Origin of the sequence: Paracoccus sp. MKU1 (genome assembly GCF_001447385.1) — a bacterium.
In the GTDB taxonomy this organism is placed as follows: domain Bacteria; phylum Pseudomonadota; class Alphaproteobacteria; order Rhodobacterales; family Rhodobacteraceae; genus Paracoccus.
The window spans coordinates 1-16,748 of the sequence record NZ_LLWQ01000203.1; the positions used below are offsets into that span (position 1 = coordinate 1).

Annotated in this window: 15 protein-coding genes and 1 pseudogene; 3 read left to right on the plus strand and 13 right to left on the minus strand. The window is 67.6% G+C overall.

Translation table 11 applies throughout. The annotated features are described in order from the left end of the window. From AQY21_RS19395 to AQY21_RS19430, 8 genes are all read right to left on the minus strand, one after another. Positions 1-240, minus strand: a 240-nt coding sequence (locus AQY21_RS19395; RefSeq protein WP_152988280.1) for a transposase, incomplete at its 3' end; no start/stop codon positions are given. Positions 241-517: 277 nt separating this feature from the next. Continuing rightward, on the minus strand, positions 518-1,306 hold the full coding sequence (locus AQY21_RS19400; RefSeq protein ID WP_058099253.1) for a DNA-binding transcriptional regulator: 789 nt from the start codon (positions 1,304-1,306) through the stop codon (positions 518-520). Between the two features lie 38 nt (positions 1,307-1,344). Next, on the minus strand, positions 1,345-2,187 hold the full coding sequence (locus tag AQY21_RS19405; RefSeq protein WP_058099254.1) for a fumarylacetoacetate hydrolase family protein: 843 nt from the start codon (positions 2,185-2,187) through the stop codon (positions 1,345-1,347). A 3-nt stretch (positions 2,188-2,190) separates the two neighbouring features. Next, the gene (locus AQY21_RS19410; protein WP_058099255.1) at positions 2,191-3,687 is read right to left on the minus strand and encodes a bifunctional 3-(3-hydroxy-phenyl)propionate/3-hydroxycinnamic acid hydroxylase; all 1,497 of its coding nucleotides are present in this window, start codon (positions 3,685-3,687) and stop codon (positions 2,191-2,193) included. 2 nt (positions 3,688-3,689) lie between these two features. Continuing rightward, on the minus strand, positions 3,690-4,667 hold the full coding sequence (locus AQY21_RS19415; protein ID WP_058099256.1) for a VOC family protein: 978 nt from the start codon (positions 4,665-4,667) through the stop codon (positions 3,690-3,692). A 574-nt stretch (positions 4,668-5,241) separates the two neighbouring features. Further along, complete coding sequence (locus tag AQY21_RS19420) at positions 5,242-6,213, minus strand: VOC family protein (protein ID WP_058099257.1); 972 nt, start codon at positions 6,211-6,213, stop codon at positions 5,242-5,244. Between the two features lie 87 nt (positions 6,214-6,300). Continuing rightward, positions 6,301-7,296 carry an NAD(P)H-quinone oxidoreductase gene (locus AQY21_RS19425; protein ID WP_152988281.1) on the minus strand — a complete coding sequence of 332 codons (996 nt, stop codon included), beginning with the start codon at positions 7,294-7,296 and terminating at the stop codon, positions 6,301-6,303. Positions 7,297-7,298: 2 nt separating this feature from the next. After that, positions 7,299-8,141, minus strand: a complete 843-nt coding sequence (locus AQY21_RS19430) for a fumarylacetoacetate hydrolase family protein (protein WP_058099258.1) — start codon at positions 8,139-8,141, stop codon at positions 7,299-7,301. A gap of 104 nt (positions 8,142-8,245) precedes the next feature. Here AQY21_RS19430 and AQY21_RS19435 point away from each other — a divergent pair, with 104 nt between their 5' ends. Continuing rightward, the gene (locus AQY21_RS19435; RefSeq protein ID WP_058099259.1) at positions 8,246-9,061 is read left to right on the plus strand and encodes a helix-turn-helix domain-containing protein; all 816 of its coding nucleotides are present in this window, start codon (positions 8,246-8,248) and stop codon (positions 9,059-9,061) included. On the opposite strand, the gene AQY21_RS19440 is transcribed toward AQY21_RS19435, so the two are convergent. The 4 genes from AQY21_RS19440 to AQY21_RS19455 form a co-directional block, all read right to left on the minus strand. Continuing rightward, a complete protein-coding gene (locus tag AQY21_RS19440; protein ID WP_065169964.1) occupies positions 9,039-10,607 on the minus strand; it encodes a bifunctional 3-(3-hydroxy-phenyl)propionate/3-hydroxycinnamic acid hydroxylase in 1,569 nt (522 codons plus the stop codon). The two genes, AQY21_RS19435 and AQY21_RS19440, sit on opposite strands and share 23 nt — an antisense overlap. A gap of 97 nt (positions 10,608-10,704) precedes the next feature. Further along, complete coding sequence (locus tag AQY21_RS19445; protein WP_058099260.1) at positions 10,705-11,709, minus strand: TRAP transporter substrate-binding protein; 1,005 nt, start codon at positions 11,707-11,709, stop codon at positions 10,705-10,707. A gap of 27 nt (positions 11,710-11,736) precedes the next feature. After that, positions 11,737-13,032: a TRAP transporter large permease gene (locus AQY21_RS19450; RefSeq protein WP_058099261.1), complete on the minus strand. Its 1,296-nt coding sequence runs from the start codon at positions 13,030-13,032 to the stop codon at positions 11,737-11,739. Between the two features lie 23 nt (positions 13,033-13,055). Next, a complete protein-coding gene (locus AQY21_RS19455) occupies positions 13,056-13,541 on the minus strand; it encodes a TRAP transporter small permease (protein WP_058099262.1) in 486 nt (161 codons plus the stop codon). A gap of 209 nt (positions 13,542-13,750) precedes the next feature. On the opposite strand from AQY21_RS19455, the gene AQY21_RS19460 reads away from it, so the two are divergent. Together AQY21_RS19460 and AQY21_RS19465 are read left to right on the plus strand one after the other, a co-directional pair. After that, on the plus strand, positions 13,751-14,557 hold the full coding sequence (locus AQY21_RS19460) for an IclR family transcriptional regulator (protein ID WP_058099263.1): 807 nt from the start codon (positions 13,751-13,753) through the stop codon (positions 14,555-14,557). Positions 14,558-14,655: 98 nt separating this feature from the next. Next, positions 14,656-15,540: a 3-keto-5-aminohexanoate cleavage protein gene (locus AQY21_RS19465; protein WP_058099264.1), complete on the plus strand. Its 885-nt coding sequence runs from the start codon at positions 14,656-14,658 to the stop codon at positions 15,538-15,540. Positions 15,541-15,560: 20 nt separating this feature from the next. Here AQY21_RS19465 and AQY21_RS19470 read toward each other — a convergent pair. Next, positions 15,561-16,747, minus strand: a pseudogene (locus AQY21_RS19470) (acyl-CoA dehydrogenase family protein). Position 16,748: the final 1 nt, after the last annotated feature.

The following is a 16,748-nucleotide window of genomic DNA, read 5'->3' on the forward strand; positions in this document are numbered from 1 at the left end:
CTTGTTGCTGGTGACATCATCGTCTTCCGCCACGGCGACACTCCCCCCTTCGAGCATGAGCCGCCGCCAACGATACAACAGGTTCGGCGCCACGCCATTCCGGCGCGCCACAACCGAGATGCTGGACCGGTCGTCCAGCGTCTCTTCGACAATCCGCAGCTTCTCGGTGGCGGTCCAGCGGCGGCGACGGCCGCCATCGGCGATGATCTCTATCTCAGACATAAGCACGTGCTCAGGCATATGCCTAAGCCTCCATGGTCATGCCCAAGTGTCCGGTCGAAAGGGGGGCCAGTTCACGGCCAAAGCTCTCGGGGCCAGCTGGGCCAAAGTGCTGTGCAAATCAATGCAGCCAGTGCCATGGTCGATCGTAAGCGCGATGACGCGGCCCTATCTGCCTGACGGACAGGCAAGTCGCCCGCCCCGCCGAATCGCGCTATCCCTGTCGAATGCTTGCAGAATGCGCCCGCCAGACGGACGGTCTGGGTCAGAAGTTCATCAGGAGGGCACGAAACCCACCTCAGTCGGGCATGGATGCCGCGATCCGGGCGGCCAGTCCGGTCAGCGGCTCGGCATAGGTGCCGATGGCCTCGCGCGTGCTCAGCGCGCTGCGGATCCAGATCATCGAGACGCAGCCGACGATGCCGCCGCTCGTCATGATCGGCGCGGCAAGCGAGGCGGTCTGGGCGCGGAATTCGCCCGCATCGCGCAGCGCAAGGCCGCGCTCGCGGGTCTCATACATCATCCGCGCCAGCCATAGCGGTTCCAGGAAAGGAGCGTCCGCCGGATCCCCCAGGCGCCGGATATGGGCCAGGATCAGCGCGCGCTGCGCCTCGTCGCAAAAGGTCAGATAGGCCCGGCCGGCCGAGGTCCGCATCATCGGCAGATGCGATCCGATCATCGCCCGGTCGATGGACAGGGGCGAACGGCCATGCGTGGTTTCCTGGATCACCATCGCGGCGTTGTGGTGGATGGTCAGGTCCAGCGGCCAGACCAGCTGCGCGGAATATTCGGCAAGGATCGGCGCGGCGATCTGGCAGATTTCCGAACTCAGCGCCGAGCCGTCGCCCAGCGAGGCAGCAAGCCGCGTCACGCGCACCAGATTCGCGCTGGCGGAAAAGGCGACATAGCCCGCCTCTTCCAGGGTCTGCAGCAGGCGATAGACGCTGGGGCGGGGAATATCCAGCGCCTTGGCGATCTCGCCCGGCCGCGTCTCGCCCACAGAATTGACGTGGCGCAGGATGGCAAGGCCGCGCGTCAATGCACGCACGGCCTCGGATTTCCGGCCTGGTTTTTCCGTCTCGCTCATCCGGTCAGATTGCCATGACGGGGATTGCGAGGAAAGCCTCAGCCTTCGGCCACGACGGGGTTGCGCAGCGTGCCGATGCCGCTGATCTCGACCTCGGCGACGTCGCCGGGCCGCATCCACAGCGGTGGGTTGCGCTTGGCGCCGACGCCGCCCGGCGTGCCCGAGACGATCACGTCGCCCGGCAGCAACGGCAGGATGGTCGAGCAATAGGCGATCAGCCGCGGGATCGAGGCGATCAGCAGCGACAGGTCGGTGTCCTGCACCACCTGCCCGTTCAGCCGGGTCTGCAGGTGCAGCGCCGAGGGGTCGGGGATCTCGTCCGCCGTCACCATCCAGGGGCCGAAACCGCCGGTGCCGGCAAAGGTCTTGCCGGGCATGAACTGATGCGTGTGGCGCTGCCAGTCGCGCACCGAGCCGTCGTTGTAGCAGGCATAGCCCGCGACATGGGACAGGGCCTCGGCCTCGGCGATCCTCCGGCCCGCCTTGCCGATGATGACGGCCAGCTCGCCCTCGTAATCGAACTGGTCGGATTCCAGCGGCCTGACCAGCGGCTGGCCATGGCCGATCTGGCTGCCGGCATAGCGCGCGAACAGGACCGGGTTCGGGGTCTCCTCGCGGCCGGTTTCCTGGATGTGGTCGTGATAGTTCAGGCCGACGCAGATGATCTTGTCGGGATTGGGGATCACCGGATCATGCTGCACGACATCGAATGCGTGATCGGGGGTTTCGCCGGCCAGCGCCGCGGCGGGGGCCAGGTCGCCCTGCGCCAGGAAATCGCGCAGCGTGGGGGCAAGCCCGCGCCGACCCAGATCGACGATGCCGTCCCGGACGACAAGGCCCCAGCTCGCGCGGCCGGCAGCGGTGAAGGAACAGAGTTTCATGAGTCAGGCCATCTCCGATTGCTTGGATTTCACAGGGTTGGGCAGCGCCAGGTCCAGCAGCTGCGCCAGTTCGGCTTGCGTATCGGCGGCGCCGAGCGTGTAGCGATCGGGGCGCAGCAGGACCGCGCCGACGCCCAGGCGGGCCAGATGCCCGGCCGCGTCGGGCGAGGTCGCGGTGCTGACCAGTGCCACCTCCGCCGGCAGGACCAGCCCCTCGGCCAGCGCGGCATCGGCCACGACCACCCATTTGTGGCGATGCACCGCATCCATCAGCGCCCCGCCCGCCAGCCGCGGCTGGCCGAACAACCGGCCCGCGACGGCACCGACGCCCAGGCCTTCGCCCAGGGGCGGCGCGATGCTTTCCATGCGGGCCGAGCCGCCGCTGCCCGGCAGGGCCGCCCGCAGCGCCGCCTCGGTCCCGCAGGTATTGATCAGCCCGCCCAGCCGCACGGCGGTCTGGATGTATTCGCGGGCGTTCGGCTTGCGCTCGGACGCATAGCTGTCCAGCAACCGCTCGGCCGCCTCGCCGGTCACCGCGCCGTGGCAGGCCAGCGCCAGCTTCCAGTAGAGATTGGCCGCATCGCGGATGCCGGCGCACATGCCCTGTCCCATGAAGGGCGGGGTCTGGTGGCAGGCGTCGCCGGCCAGGAACAGCCGCCCCCGGCGCCAGTCCTCGGCCACCAGCGAGTGGAAGACATAGACCGCCGCACGCTCCAGTTCGGCCTCGTCGGGGCGCAGCCAGGGCGATAGCATCTGCCAGACCTGTTCGGGGCGGGTCATCTCGGTCGCGTCCTCGCCCGGCAGCACGGTGATCTCCCAGCGCCGGCGGCGGCCCGGAACGCGCACATAGGTCGAGGGACGCTCGGGCACGCAATACTGGATCGAATGATCGCCCAGCTCGGGCTTTTCGCCGTTCAGAAGCACGTCGATCACCAGCCAGCGTTCGTGGAAGCCGTAATCCTCCATGCCCGTATCGATGAAGCGGCGGATCAGCGACCGGGCACCGTCGCAGCCGACGACATATTGCGCCCGGGCCCGCTCGACCCTGCCCCGGCTCATGTCCTCGTAGCGCAGGGTGACGCCCGCCGCGTCCTCCTCGACCAGGAACAGGTCGCAGCGGGTCCGCACGGTGACCTGCGGCCGGTCCACCATCGCCTCGCGCAGCAGCCGCTCCAGGTCGGGCTGGTGGAAGCGATAGTTCGAGCGCCAGCCCTGCGGCCCGATGCCCTGCGGGCGCGGCCAGTCCAGAAGCAGCTTGCCGTCCGGGCCGACGAAGCGCATGCCGGGATGCAGGCAGGTCAGCGGCTCCATCGCATCGGCGATGCCGATCCATTGCAGGACGCGCATCACCTCGTCGTCGAAATGCACCGCGCGCGGCAGGTGATAGGCGGCGGGTTCGCGTTCCAGCACCAGCACCGTCAGGCCGCATTGGCCCAGCAGATGGGCAAGCGCGGCCCCGGTCGGGCCATAGCCCACGATGGCGACGTCGTAGTTTTCCATGCTCACCTCCCCGTTCTCGCAAGCTCGCCGTAGAGCCAGGGGCAATCCGGCACCGGCGGCGCCCGCCTGCCGCGCGCCGCCGCCTCCATCCGCATGTCGCGCAGGTGCTTGCGCCCGCCCTCCTCGGTCAGATACAGCCGCTCGTGCCCCCAGAAGCTGGGCCCGTCATGGGTCTCGTGCGGCTGCCATGTGGCGGGGTCGATCAGCCGCCCGCCCCAGCCGTTCTCGACGAAGAAGCCCGAGGGCGAATGCGCATAGAAGCTGGTCATGTAGTCGTTGGTATGGCGGCCCAGCGTATAGGCGACGCGGTCCTCCTGCTGGGCGATGTCATAGCCCTGCCCCACGTCGTCCAGGTTCTGGAACTCGACCATGAAATGATGGAAGCCGCGCTGGCCCGAGCCGACCATGGCGAAGCTGTGATGGCGCTGGTTCAGGTGGAAGAAATACAGCCCATAGGGTTGCAGCCCGTAATCCGAGACATGGAAATCCAGCAGGTCGCGGTAGAAGGGCATCATCACCTCGATATCCTGCACATGCAGCACGGCATGGCCCATGCCCAGCGGACCGGTTCTGAACCCGTCGATGGGCCGGCCCGGCACAAAGGGATCGCTGGCGATCATCGGCGCGTGGAACAGCTCGACCCGGTTGCCCATCGGGTCGAGGAACCAGACCAGGTCGCCCACGAAACGGCGACCGGCCAGTTCGCGTGAACCAAGGTGAACCTCGACCCCCGCCGCGTCCAGCCGCGCGGCATAGGATTGCAGGTCGCTCTTATGCTCGACCTCGAAGCCCAGGAAGGCCAACGTTTCCCCCGGCTCGTCCGAAACCAGCAGCCGCTGGACCTTGTCGTCCATGCGGAAGGCCAGCGCCTTGCCGCCGCGGTCGATTTTCTGCATCCCCAAAAGATGTCCGGCGAAATCCGACCAGTCGTCCAACCGGTCCGAGCGTACGCCGAGATAGCCCAGTGCATTGATAGCCACGGCACTCTCCCATGAAAATTTCGGACGATCCGCCCGCCCGCGCCGTTCGGCCTCGGCGGAAGGAGATCCCACTCTCTCGGCAGGTCTAGCCTCGTGCCACGGCGGAAATCAGCAGCGCCGGCATTTCTGTCCGCCAGACGGACAGCGGCAGAGGCGGCCTCAATTCAGCCTTTCCTGCAACCGCGCCGCCCGCACCGTGGGGCGCGGCTCTACAGGCGGATCACGGCGATCCTGAACCGCCAGTTGCGGGCGGAGAAGGAAGGCTGGACCGTGGTCGAGGAATATTCCGACCACCCGAACTGAACCCTGTCCGTTGAACGAGGAGACCATACCATGACCCAAGCCCTGCGCACCGCGACTGGATCACCAAGGTCATCGCAAGCGATGCTCACCTAACGGAGATGGCCATTGTCCTCCGTTACATCCCGGGGATCGGCCTGGTTGCCAGCACACCGCTGATCGCCGGAATGCCCGAGATCGGCACGATTAGCGCACCCATGGCGACTTCGAGAACCAACCCGCGACGGGGCAGAGCTCCCCCCGCGCCGACCGAGGGCGCCCCCCCTTGGCCAGACTACCCCTGCCGCGCCAGTTCTCCGAACAGCCAGGGGCAATCGGCAATAGGCGGCGCCCGCCGGCCGCGCGCCGCCGCGTCCATCCTCATGTCGCGGAACGGCTTGCGGCGGTCCTCGGGCAGATAGAGCCGCTCATGGCCCCAGAAGCTCGGCCCGTCGGTGGTTTCGTGCGGCTCCCATGTGGCGGGGTCGATCAGCCGCCCGCCCCAGCCGTTCTCGACGAAGAACCCCGAAGGCGTGCGCGCGTAGAACGAGGTCATGAAATCGTTGGTGTGCCGGCCCAGCGAATAGGCCACCCTATCCTCGACCTGCGCGATGTCGTAGCCCTGCCCCACGTCGTCCAGGTTGCAGTATTCCACCATGAAGTGATGGAAGCCGCGCTGGCCCGAGCCGACCATGGCAAAGCTGTGATGGCGCTGGTTCAGGTGGAAGAAATACAAGCCATAGGGTTTCAGCCCGTAGTCCGAGACATGGAAATCCAGCAGGTCGCGGTAGAAGGGCATCATCACCTCGATGTCCTTCACATGCAGCACGGCATGGCCCATGCCCAAGGGGCCGGTCTTGAACCCGTCGATGGGCCGACCCGGCACGAAGGGATCCGACGCCAGCATCGGGGCGTGGAACAGTTCCACCCGGTTGCCCATCGGATCGAGGAACCAGATCAGGTCACCGACGAAACGCCGGTCGGCCAACCCGCGTGTGCCCAGATGCACCCTTGTGCCCACCGCTTCGAGCCGCGCGGCATAGGCTCGCAGATCGTCGTGGGTCTCGACCTCGAAGCCCATGAAGGCCAGGGTTTCACCCGGCTCATCCGAGACCAGCAGCCGCTGCGCGCGGTCGTCCATGCGGAAGGCCACCGCCTTACCGCCGCGGTCGAGCCGCTGCATCCCCAGCAGCTTTCCCGCGAAATCCGACCAGTCGTCCAGCATGTCTGAGCGGATACCCAAATAACCCAGCGCGCAAATGGCCATGATGTCTCCTCCGTTGATGATCAAGTCTAGAGTAGTCGGTGGCACGGGGCGATTTTCGCCAGATGACTGTTCACGTGTGAACGAGCGTCAGTCCAGCGTCAGCACGATCTTGCCGCGATGCGTGCCCCGTTCCATCTCTCGATGCGCCTCTGCCGCCGCCCCGAGCGGGAAGGTGGCGTGGATATGCGGGCGGATCGCCCCGGCGGCGACCAGTGGCCAGACCTCTTGCCGCAGGCGCAGGGCGATGGCGGCCTTGCGCGCCGGCGGGAGGGGCCGAAGCGTAGCGCCAACCATGGTCAGGCGGCGGCGCAGCATTGGTTCCAGATCCATCTCGACCCGCCGCCCGCCTTGCAGCGAGATCAGCGCGCAGCGCCCGTCCTCGGCCAGCGCCTTCAGGTTGCGGTCGGCATAGCCGCCGCCGACCATGTCCAGCACCACATCGACACCGCGCCCGCCGGTGACGGCCAGCGCCTCGGCAACGAAATCCTGCTTTCGGTAGTTGATCGCCAGATCGGCGCCGATCCGGCGGCACCAGTCGCATTTCTCTACCGAGCCGGCGGTGACGATGACCCGCGCCCCCGCCGCGCGGGCGCGTTGGATGGCATGGGCGCCGATGCCGCTCGATCCGCCGTGGATCAGCACCGTTTCGCCCGAGGACAGGCCCGCCCGCATCATCAGGTTGTACTCGACGGTGAAGGCCACCTCGGGCAGCGCAGCCGCCTCGCTCAGCGACAGGCCGGCGGGGACCGGCAGCACCTGCCCCGCCTCGGCCAGTGCGTGACTGGCATAGCCGCCGCCATGCACCAGCGCGCAGACCGCATCGCCCGGCGCCACCCCGGCGACACCCGCGCCGATGGCCAGCACATGCCCCGCGACCTCCAGCCCCGGAATCGGACTGGCGTCGGCGGGCACCGGATAGGTGCCGACCCGCTGCGAGATGTCGGGCCGGTTCACCCCCGCCGCCGCGACCGCGATCAGCACCTGCCCCGGCCGCGGGCGGGGACAGGGCAGGGTCGCCATCTCCAGCACCTCGGGGCCGCCCGGCGCGCGGATGGTGACAGCCCGGATCGCGGCGGGCAGCATGGTCAGCCCTCGTCCGCGACGGGGTTGGACAGGGTGCCGATGCCGGTGATCTCGACCTCGATCCGGTCGCCCGCCTTCATGTAGAGCGGCGGCGTACGGAACCGGCCCACCCCGCCCGGGGTGCCGGTGGCGATGATGTCGCCCGGCAGCAGTTCGGTGACCTGCGACAGATAGGCGATCATTTCGGGGATCGAGAAGGCCAGATCGCTGATCGGGGTCGATTGTACCTCCTGCCCGTTCAGGATCGTGCGCAGGTGCTGTGCCGCCGGATCGGGCAGTTCGTCTGCCGTCACCAGCCACGGCCCCATGGCGCCGGTCTTGTCGAAGCTCTTGCCCGCCCAGAACTGGCTGGTGTGGCGCTGGAAATCGCGGATCGTGCCGTCGTTGAAGGCGCTGTAGCCGGCGACGTGATCCATCGCATCGGCCTCGGCGATATAACGGCCGGACTTGCCGATGATCACCGCCAGCTCGCCTTCATAGTCGAATTCGGTCGAGACATGCGGCCGGATCAGCGGCACGCCATGGCCCAGCACCGACGAGGGATAGCGGGTGAAGATCGACGGATGTTTCGGCTTCTCGCGCCCGGTTTCCCTGATATGGGCGGCGTAGTTCAGCCCGACGCAGAGGATCTTGTCGGGGTTCGGGATCGGCGACAGCAGCGTGACCGAGGCCAGCGACACCGGGTCTGCGACCGCATCGGGCAGCGCGGCGACAGCGTTCCCGGCCAGCACGGCCCGCAGGTCGGGATAACGGGCGCGGAACGCCTCGGTCGCCGGGCGCAGGCTGTCGCCCTCGGCAATGCCGTAGCCGGGGCGGCCATCGTTCAGAAAGGATACCAGACGCATGGATGTCTCCTGTAGGGGGTTTCGGGCCGGGCCTTGACGAAAGCGCCGGCGGCTGCAAACTGGAACGGTCGGATGTCCGTCAGATGAACAGAGGGGGACCCGCCATGGCCTGTTTCAACCCGGTGCGCGCGCTGGAACGCGGGCTTGAGGTCTTGCAGGCGATCAATGAGTTCGACGGGTTGCGCGCGCAGGAGATCGCCCGGATCACCGGCATCCCCCGTGCGACGGTCTACCGGCTGCTGGAAACGCTGGAAGGCCAGGGCTTCGTGACCCGCGGCGCCTCGGACGACGCCTGGCGGCCGACGATCCGGGTCCACACGCTCAGTTCCGGCTTCTACGACAAGGCGTGGATCGGCCAGATCGCGATGCCGGAAATGGTGCGGCTGGGCCGGCGCATCCTGTGGCCGGTCGATCTGGTGACCTATGGTGAATATTCCATGCTGATCCGGGAATCGACCCACAAGATCAGCCCGTTCTCCTTCGACGGCGGCATGGTCGGCCAGCGCATCCCGATGTTGCAAACAGCCGGCGGGCAAGCCTATCTGGCCTTCTGCCCCGAGCCCGAGCGGCTCTCGATCCTCGACGGGATGCGCCGGCAGGACCTGCCCGAATTCGCCTCGGCGCATGACGAGATCTGGCTGGCGCAGATGCTGCAGCGCACTCGCGAGGCGGGCTATGGGATCAGGATCGACGGCTATCGGCCACATACGCTGTCCATTTCGGTTCCGGTCCGGCTGAACGGCCGGGTGCTGTGCTGCCTGACGGTGATCTGGCTGAAATCGGCGCTGGGGTTCGCCGATTTCGCGCGCCAGCACACGCCTGCGCTGTTCGAGGCGGCGAATGCCATCGCCCGGGCGGCCGAGCGGGTGGACCTGAACGCCCCGGGCAAGCCTCCGCTCAAGCGCCCAGCACGCGCCTGAAAGCGGCGAGTCCCTCCTCCAGCGCCTCTGGGGCAAGGGCGGCGGCGGCGTAGCGGTCGGGGCGGATCAGCAGGATCTGGTCGCGATGGGTGCGCAGCGGGCGCGCCACCGCCGACTCCAGCACCCGGGCATGGGGCAAGCCGGCGACCTCGGCCCCCAGCGCCAGCCGCGCCAGCGGCAACCCGGCCAGATCCCGTGCCGCGCAGGCGGCCAGCGCCGCCGACCCGGCCGCGTCCTGCGCAATCAGCGCGAAGCCCGGCCCCAGCAACTCGTCCAGCAGGACCTCGCCGCCCGGACCGGCGACCTTGGGCTGCGGGATCATCTCGCCGACGATGGCGCCCTCGTAGGGCTGGTCGTGCAGGTCGAGGAACAGCCCGCGCGGATGGCGGGGACGGGGCTTGAACCGCATTTCCAGCAGATAGTCCCGCACCGCCGGGAACGGAGCCAACCGCGCCAGCAGCATCTGGCGGAACGCCTGATCCGCACCGCCCATCGGCATGATGATGTCGCCCATTGCCACGGCAAGCTGGATCATCGCCCAGGCCGGATCGCGCCTTTCGTCGAAATAGCTGTCGAGGATCGCCGGCGCCGCGCCGCCCTTCAGCACGGCCGCCAGTTTCCATGCCACGTTCGAGGCGTCGCGCAGGCCGGCGTTCATGCCCTGTCCGGCGAAGGGCGGGGTCAGATGGACGGCATCGCCCAAGAGCAAAATGCGTCCCTCGCGGAACCGCTCGGCGATGCGAGCGTGAAAGGTGTAGATCGTCTTGCGCACGATGTCGGCGTCTTCCAGCCGACGGAACGGCGCCACCAGATCGCGCACCGACTGCGGGGCCAGCACCGCCTCGTGCGTCTCGCCGGGCAGCAGCATGAATTCGTAGCGCCGCCCGCCGTTCGGGGCGGGAACGCTGACCGCCGGGCGGCGGTCCGAGCAGAGGAATTTCGAGAAATGCCCCTGATCGGGATCGTTCAGCGTGTCGATGACGATCCAGTCCTGGACATAGGTCGAGCCGCGCATCTCGATTCCCAGCCTCTCGCGCACCGGGCTGCGGCCACCGTCGCAGGCCGCGACATAGCGCGCCGCGATCCGGTGCAACGCGCCGTCGACATCCCGGACCGTGACCAGAATGTCCTCCGCGCGCTCCTCCAGCGCCATCACCTCGCTGGAAAAGCGCAGGTCGACGCCCTTGCCGACGGCCTGACGGCGCAGCACGCTTTCCAGATCGGGCTGGTTGATGAAGCTGCGCCGGGGAAAGCCGTAGACCGGCGTGCCGGCGCCGATCACAGCGAATTCCACCCCGGCGTCGTCGTAGTAATGCGCCCCCGCCGAAGGGATGGTGCCGGGGCCGTAGTCCATCATGCCGAAGCTCTGGAAGGTGCGCATCCCCTCGTCATCGAGCGAGATGGCGCGCGGGATGTCCATCGGCGCGGCGTTGCGTTCCAGCAGCAGCACTGGGATGCCGTGGGTGGCCAGAATGCTGGCCGTGGTCAGGCCGCAGGGGCCGGCTCCAATCACGACGACGGGGATTTCCTCGGGGTAAGAAAGCATGGCGATCATCCGGTTGTGCTAGGCGTGGGGGTGTGGGGTGCCGCTTGCCGAGCGGGCATCGCGCCCGGCGGCGGGGTGGGTCCGTTCTGTCGGGAGATCAGCGGGCGTCGACCTCGGCGATCAGTTCGATGAAGCGGTCGTAGATCGCGCGCCCGTTCGGGGTGGCTTCGATCCAGCCGTCGGTCACAGGCTGCACCGCCGCGCGCCACGCCTGAAGCTGCTCGGCGCTCGGCTCGGTCACCTTGGTTTTGCCGTCGGCTACCACCTTTGCGCGGTGATCGACGACATTGGCGTCGAAAGCCGCGCCGAAGGCTTCCGAGAACGCCAGCCCCGAATGCCGGTCGATGGCGGCCTTGGCGGCTTCGGGCAGGCCATCGTATTTCGCCTTGTTCATCAGCACCAGCATGGTGCTGGTCCCCATCGGGACTTCCAGCACATGGCCGGCGGCCTCGTCGATGCGGAAGGTCTGGATCGCGTTCCATTCGTTGAAGGTGCCGAAGATCAAGCCCCGGCTGATGCTCTCCGCCAGATTGCTGCCGGTAATCCCGCCGACCGGCACCGCGCCCAGCGCCTCCAGCGCCTTGAGCAGCAGCGGCGACGAGGCGCGGAAATTCCTGCCCCGCAGATCCTCGGGCTGGGCGATCGCACCGGTGCTGACCACCGCATTCGGCGAGGAGGTCACGACGCCGACCACCTTGAACTTGTCGTAGTCGCCTGCCAGCAGCCCTTCCTCGTGCAGCTTCCACAGCGCGACGGAGCCTGAGGTGGCCGAGGTCACGGCGAAGGGCAGCTCGGCCACCAGGCTGCCGTCAAAGCGGCCGGGGTTGTAGCCGGTCACGATCCAGGCCAGATCGGCGACACCGCTCTCCACCAGCTCCAGTTGCTGCGCCGGCGAGCGGCCCAACGTGCCGCCGGCGAACATGCGCACGTTCAGCGTGCCCTCCGAGGCGGCGGTCACATCCTCGGCCCATCTCGCCAGGATGGTGCCGGTGATAAACGCTTGCGGCGGCTCGAAACTGGAAAAGCGCAGGGTTTCCGCCTTGGCCGCGCCGGCCAGCAGCGCGGCGGCGGCAAGGGCGGCGGCGAGTGTCTTGTGGAACATCGGTTTCTCCTCCTGTGGATCGGGTCGTCAGCGCAGCATCGACGGCAGCCAGAGCGTCAGCGGCGGCACCAGCACCAGCAGGGCCAGGCGCAGCACATCGGCGGCCAGAAAGGGCACGATCCCGCGATAGATCGTGATCAGCGGAATGTTGCGGTTCAGCGCGTTCAGCAGCATCACGTTGATGCCGATGGGCGGGGCGATCATGCCGATCTCGATGACGATCACGTTGATGATGCCCCACCAGATCGGATCGAAGCCCAGATGCAGGATGATCGGCAGCACGAAGGGCAAGGTGATGATCATCGCCGCCACCTCGTCGAAGAAGGCGCCGAGCAGGATATACAGCACCAGCAGCAACGCGATGATGCCCATCGGCGGCAGATCCGTCCCGGCGATGGCGCCGACCAACGCGACCGGCGCCCCGGTCAAGGCCATGAAGTAGGAGAAGATCGTCGCGCCGAACACCATCACATAGATCATCGCTGTGGCGGCGGCGGATTCCACCAGCACACCGGTCAACATGCGCGGATCGAAGCCCCGCCGGACCAACACGAAGACGAAGGCGATCACCACGCCGACGGCGGCGGCCTCGTTCACGGTGAAGATGCCGCTGTAGATCCCGCCCAGCACCACGGTGGCCAGGAACACCACGCTCCAGCCCCGGCGCAGGGCGCGGAACCGCTCGGGCCAGGGCAGTGGCTCGGACCGCTGCCCACCCACCCGCCAGACCGAGACCCGGACGGCGGCGATATAGAACAGCACCGCGATGATCGCCGGAATGATGGCGGCGGTGAACAGGTCGAGCACGAACTGCTCGGTCAGCACGGCGTAGAGCACCATGACGGTCGAGGGCGGCACGATCATGCCCAGTGTGCCCCCGGCGGCGATCGAACCGGTGGCCAGCGCCGGCGCGTAGCCCCGGCTCAGCATCTCGGGCAGCGCAACCTTGCCGAAGGTGGCGGTGGTGGCAACGCCCGAGCCGCAGACCGCGCCGAACCCGCCCGAGCCGAGGATGGTCGCCGTGGCCAGCCCGCCCTTGCGATGCCCGATCCAGGCTTGCGCGATGTTGTAGACATCCCCCGCCAGCCCGGCGGCGGCGGCCAGACTGCCCATCAGCATGAACAGCGGCAGCACCGCAAGATCAAGGTTGGTCAGGGTCGCGGCCGGCTCGCTTGCCAGCAGCGACAGCGCCGGACCCCAATCCACCATGATGCCGAAGCCCGCCACGCCGATCACCGCCATCGCGACCCCGATGGGCACATGCAGCGCGATCAGTCCAAGCATGACGGCAAAGCCGATGGCGGCGAGGGTCAACGGATCCATCCGGGTTTCTCCTGAAACGGGGGTCAGCGCGCAACGGCGCGCAGATCGGCCACGACGACCATGGCCTGCGCCAGGACCGAGGCGAGGAAAGCCGCCGTGGCGGCCCACCACCAGGGGCCGACCGGCCAGCCCAGCACCCAAGTCCGCTCGCCGCTGGCGGTCGAGGCGGCGGCATAGGGGATGAAATTCCAGAAGATCAGCGCAAAGACCCCCAGTGTGACAAGGCTGGCAAAGGCGTTCAGCACCGCCTCGGCGCGGGTGCCGAACATCTGGCCCAGCACGTCGATACGGATGTTCAGCCGGGTGGCCAGACATTCCGGAATGCAGCAGGCCACCACCACCGCCATCACCACCGCGCTGACATCGTTGACGCCCTGCAACGGATAGGAGAACAGGAAGCGCGCCGCGATGTTCGCGGTCTGCATGATCGCCAGCAGCAACAGCCCCGCGAAGCCGACCAGCGCAAGGCCCCGGGTCACGAGGCGCACCATCTGTTCGAAACCTGCCATAGCCGTAGCGCCTCCCTTCGCTCGCCAGGATGCCCGTTGCGCAGAATTCTGTTCCACAAAGCGGGATAAGCTGCTTCATTACAGCAAGCCCTGCGGGCGAGAAGCTTCAAACTCAGGCGCGTTCATCAGATGAACGAACTCTGACAGGGCGGCGCATAAGATTCGCGCGGAACATTAATATTTTAACCCTTGCAAGGGGGTGAGGACCGATGAACGACCCGGACGACGACAGCCACCACGATCCCCGGCTTGACCGGCAATTCGTCAGCGCGCTGGCACGCGGGCTGGAGATTCTGCAATGCTTCGGCCCCGACGAGCTGGACCTGAGCAATCAGGAGATCGCGGCGCGTACGAAGCTGCCCAAGTCCACGGTGACGCGGCTGACCTATACCCTGACCCATCTCGGCTTCATGCAACAGGTCGAGGACAGCGGCTTCTACCGCATCGGCCCAGCGGTGCTGCGGCTGGGCTACGCCTTTCTGGCCAATCTGGAAATCCGCCGCCGCGCCTGGCCATTGATGCAGGAGCTCGCAGCGTTTTCAGGGGTTTCGGTGGCGCTTGGCCAGCGCGAGGGCGGCGAGATGATCTATGTCGAATGCTGCCGGGGCAATGCGCCGGTGACCCTACGGCTTGGGGTGGGGTCGCGCATCGACCTGTTCCGCTCGATCATGGGGCGGGCCTGGCTGGCCGCGCAATCCGAGGCCGAACTGGAAGGGCTGCTGGTGGGCCTGGGCGACCGGGCCGAAGAGGTCGCGGGCCATGTCGCCCGGGCGCGCGACGAGATCGCGGCGCAAGGCTTCTGCGTCACGCTGGGCGGCTGGACGGTGGGGGTGAATAGCGCGGCGGCGCCGATTCTGGCCCCAGACGGACGCACGGTGATGGGGCTGAACTGCGGCGGCCCCGAGTCCGTGATGACACCCGACTTCATCCGGCAAGAGGTCGGCCCTCGGCTGGCGCGGCTGGCAGCCACGCTTTCTGCACTGCCGCCCCCCGCGATGATGCGATGCTGTCCTTAAAATGCAGAACAAGGAACCGCATTGCAGAACAATGATGATTTCGCTAACTTCGCCCCGACAGGTGCCGGAAACGGTTTTTGGCGCCGAGGGGGAGAACCATGTCCGAAAAAACCATCATCACCTGCGCCGTGACCGGCTCTTTCAACACCGTCGGCGTCAATCCGGCGGTGCCCGTCACCCCCCGGCAGATCGCCGAATCGGCGATCGGCGCCGCACAGGCGGGAGCGGCGATCGTGCATATCCATGTCCGCGATCCCGAAACCGGACTGGCCAGCATGGACCTGGCGCATTACCGTGAGACGGTCGAGCGCATCCGCGAGTCCGGCATCGATGTGGTGATCAACCTGACCACCGGCGCCGGGGGTCGCTTCGCCCCAGGGCTGCATGACGTGCTGGTGCCGCAGCCCGGAAGCAACTTCAGCTCTCCGCACCGGCGGATCGAGCATATTCTGGAACTGCGCCCCGAGATCTGCACGCTGGACACTGCGACGCTGAACTTCGGCGACGTGCCCTTTCTCAACACTCCGCCCCATCTGCGGATCATGGCCGCCGAGACACGCGCCGCCGGGGTCAAGCCGGAAATCGAGGTCTTCGACATCGGCCATATCGGGCTGGCGAAGCAGTTGATCCGCGAAGGCGTGATCGACAGCCCGGCGATGTTCCAGCTCTGCCTCGGCATCGCGCATGGGGCGCCGGCGACCGCCGAAGCACTGGTCTTCCTGAAAAGCCAGTTGCCGGCGGATGCCCAATGGGGCGCCTTCGGGATCAGCCAGCACGAATTCGCCATCGCCGCGATCACAGCGGCGATGGGCGGCAATGTCCGCGTCGGGCTGGAGGATAACCTCTATCTGTCCAAGGGCGTGCTGGCGCCGGACAACGCCAGCCTGGTGCGGCGCGCGGTGCGGATCTGCGAGGATCTGAACCGCCCCGTCGCCAGCGCCGCCGAGGCGCGCGCGATCCTGGGCCTGCGCAGCCCCCGCTGAGGGGGCCACGCCGCAAGGGGTCAGCCCTGCGCGCGGATCATGTCGCGCGCGATGACGATCTGCTGGATCTGGCTGGTGCCCTCGTAGAGCCGCAGCAGCCGGACATCGCGGTAAAACCGCTCCACGCCGTAATCGGCGATAGAGCCCGCGCCGCCGAAGATCTGCACCGTGCGGTCGGCGACGCGGCCCACCATCTCGGTGGCGAACAGCTTGCAGCAGGACGCGTCGGTCGAGATCTTCTCGCCTGCATCCATCCGCGCAGCGGTGTCGCGCACCATGGCCCGCGCCGCAGCCATTCGGTGCGGCTGTCGGCCAGCATCGCCTGGACCAACTGGAGATCGGCGATAGGCTTGCCAAACTGGCGCCGCGTGGTGGCATAGGCCAGCGCATCGGCGATCAGCCGCTGCGCCAGCCCGACCGACAGCGCCGAGATATGCAGCCGCCCGCGGTCGAGCACCTTCATCGCGGTGCGGAATCCCTGCCCTTCCTTGCCGCCGATCAGGTTTTCCGCCGGCACGCGGACGCCGTCGAAGATGACGTCGCAGGTCTTGGCCCCGCGCTGGCCCATCTTGCGGTCGGGCGGACCGAGGCTCAGGCCGGGCGCCCCCGCCTCGACCACGAAGGCCGAGACGCCGCGCGCACCCTCCTCGATGGTTCCGGTGCGCGCCATCACGGTAAAGACCCCGGCGCGCGGCGCGTTGGTGATGAAACGTTTGGTGCCGGTCAGCACGTAATGATCGCCGTCCCGCATCGCACGGGTGCGCACCGAGGCAGCGTCGGATCCGGCCTCGGGCTCGGTCAGGCAGAAAGAGGCGGTGATCTCGCCGCTGGCCATGGCGGGCAGCCAGCGCGCCTTCTGTTCGGGTGTGCCGTCGATCAGGATGCCTTGCGAACCGATCCCGACATTGGTGCCGAAGGCCGAGCGGAACGCCGGCGAGGTCTGGCCCATCTCCTCGATCACCCCGACCTCGTCCGCCATCGACAGGCCGAGGCCGCCGAACTCCTCGGGGATCGACAGGCCGAACAAGCCCAGTTCGCGCATCTGCCGCAGGATGCTCTCGGGGATCTCGTCCTCGTCGGCGACGCGCGCCTCTTGCGGGACCAGAACCTCGCGCACGAAGCGGCGGACCGTGGCGATGAGGTGTTCGCGGGTTTCGGGGTCGAGTGCAATGGCAAGTCCTCTCTGGGAATGGACATGCCATGGCATC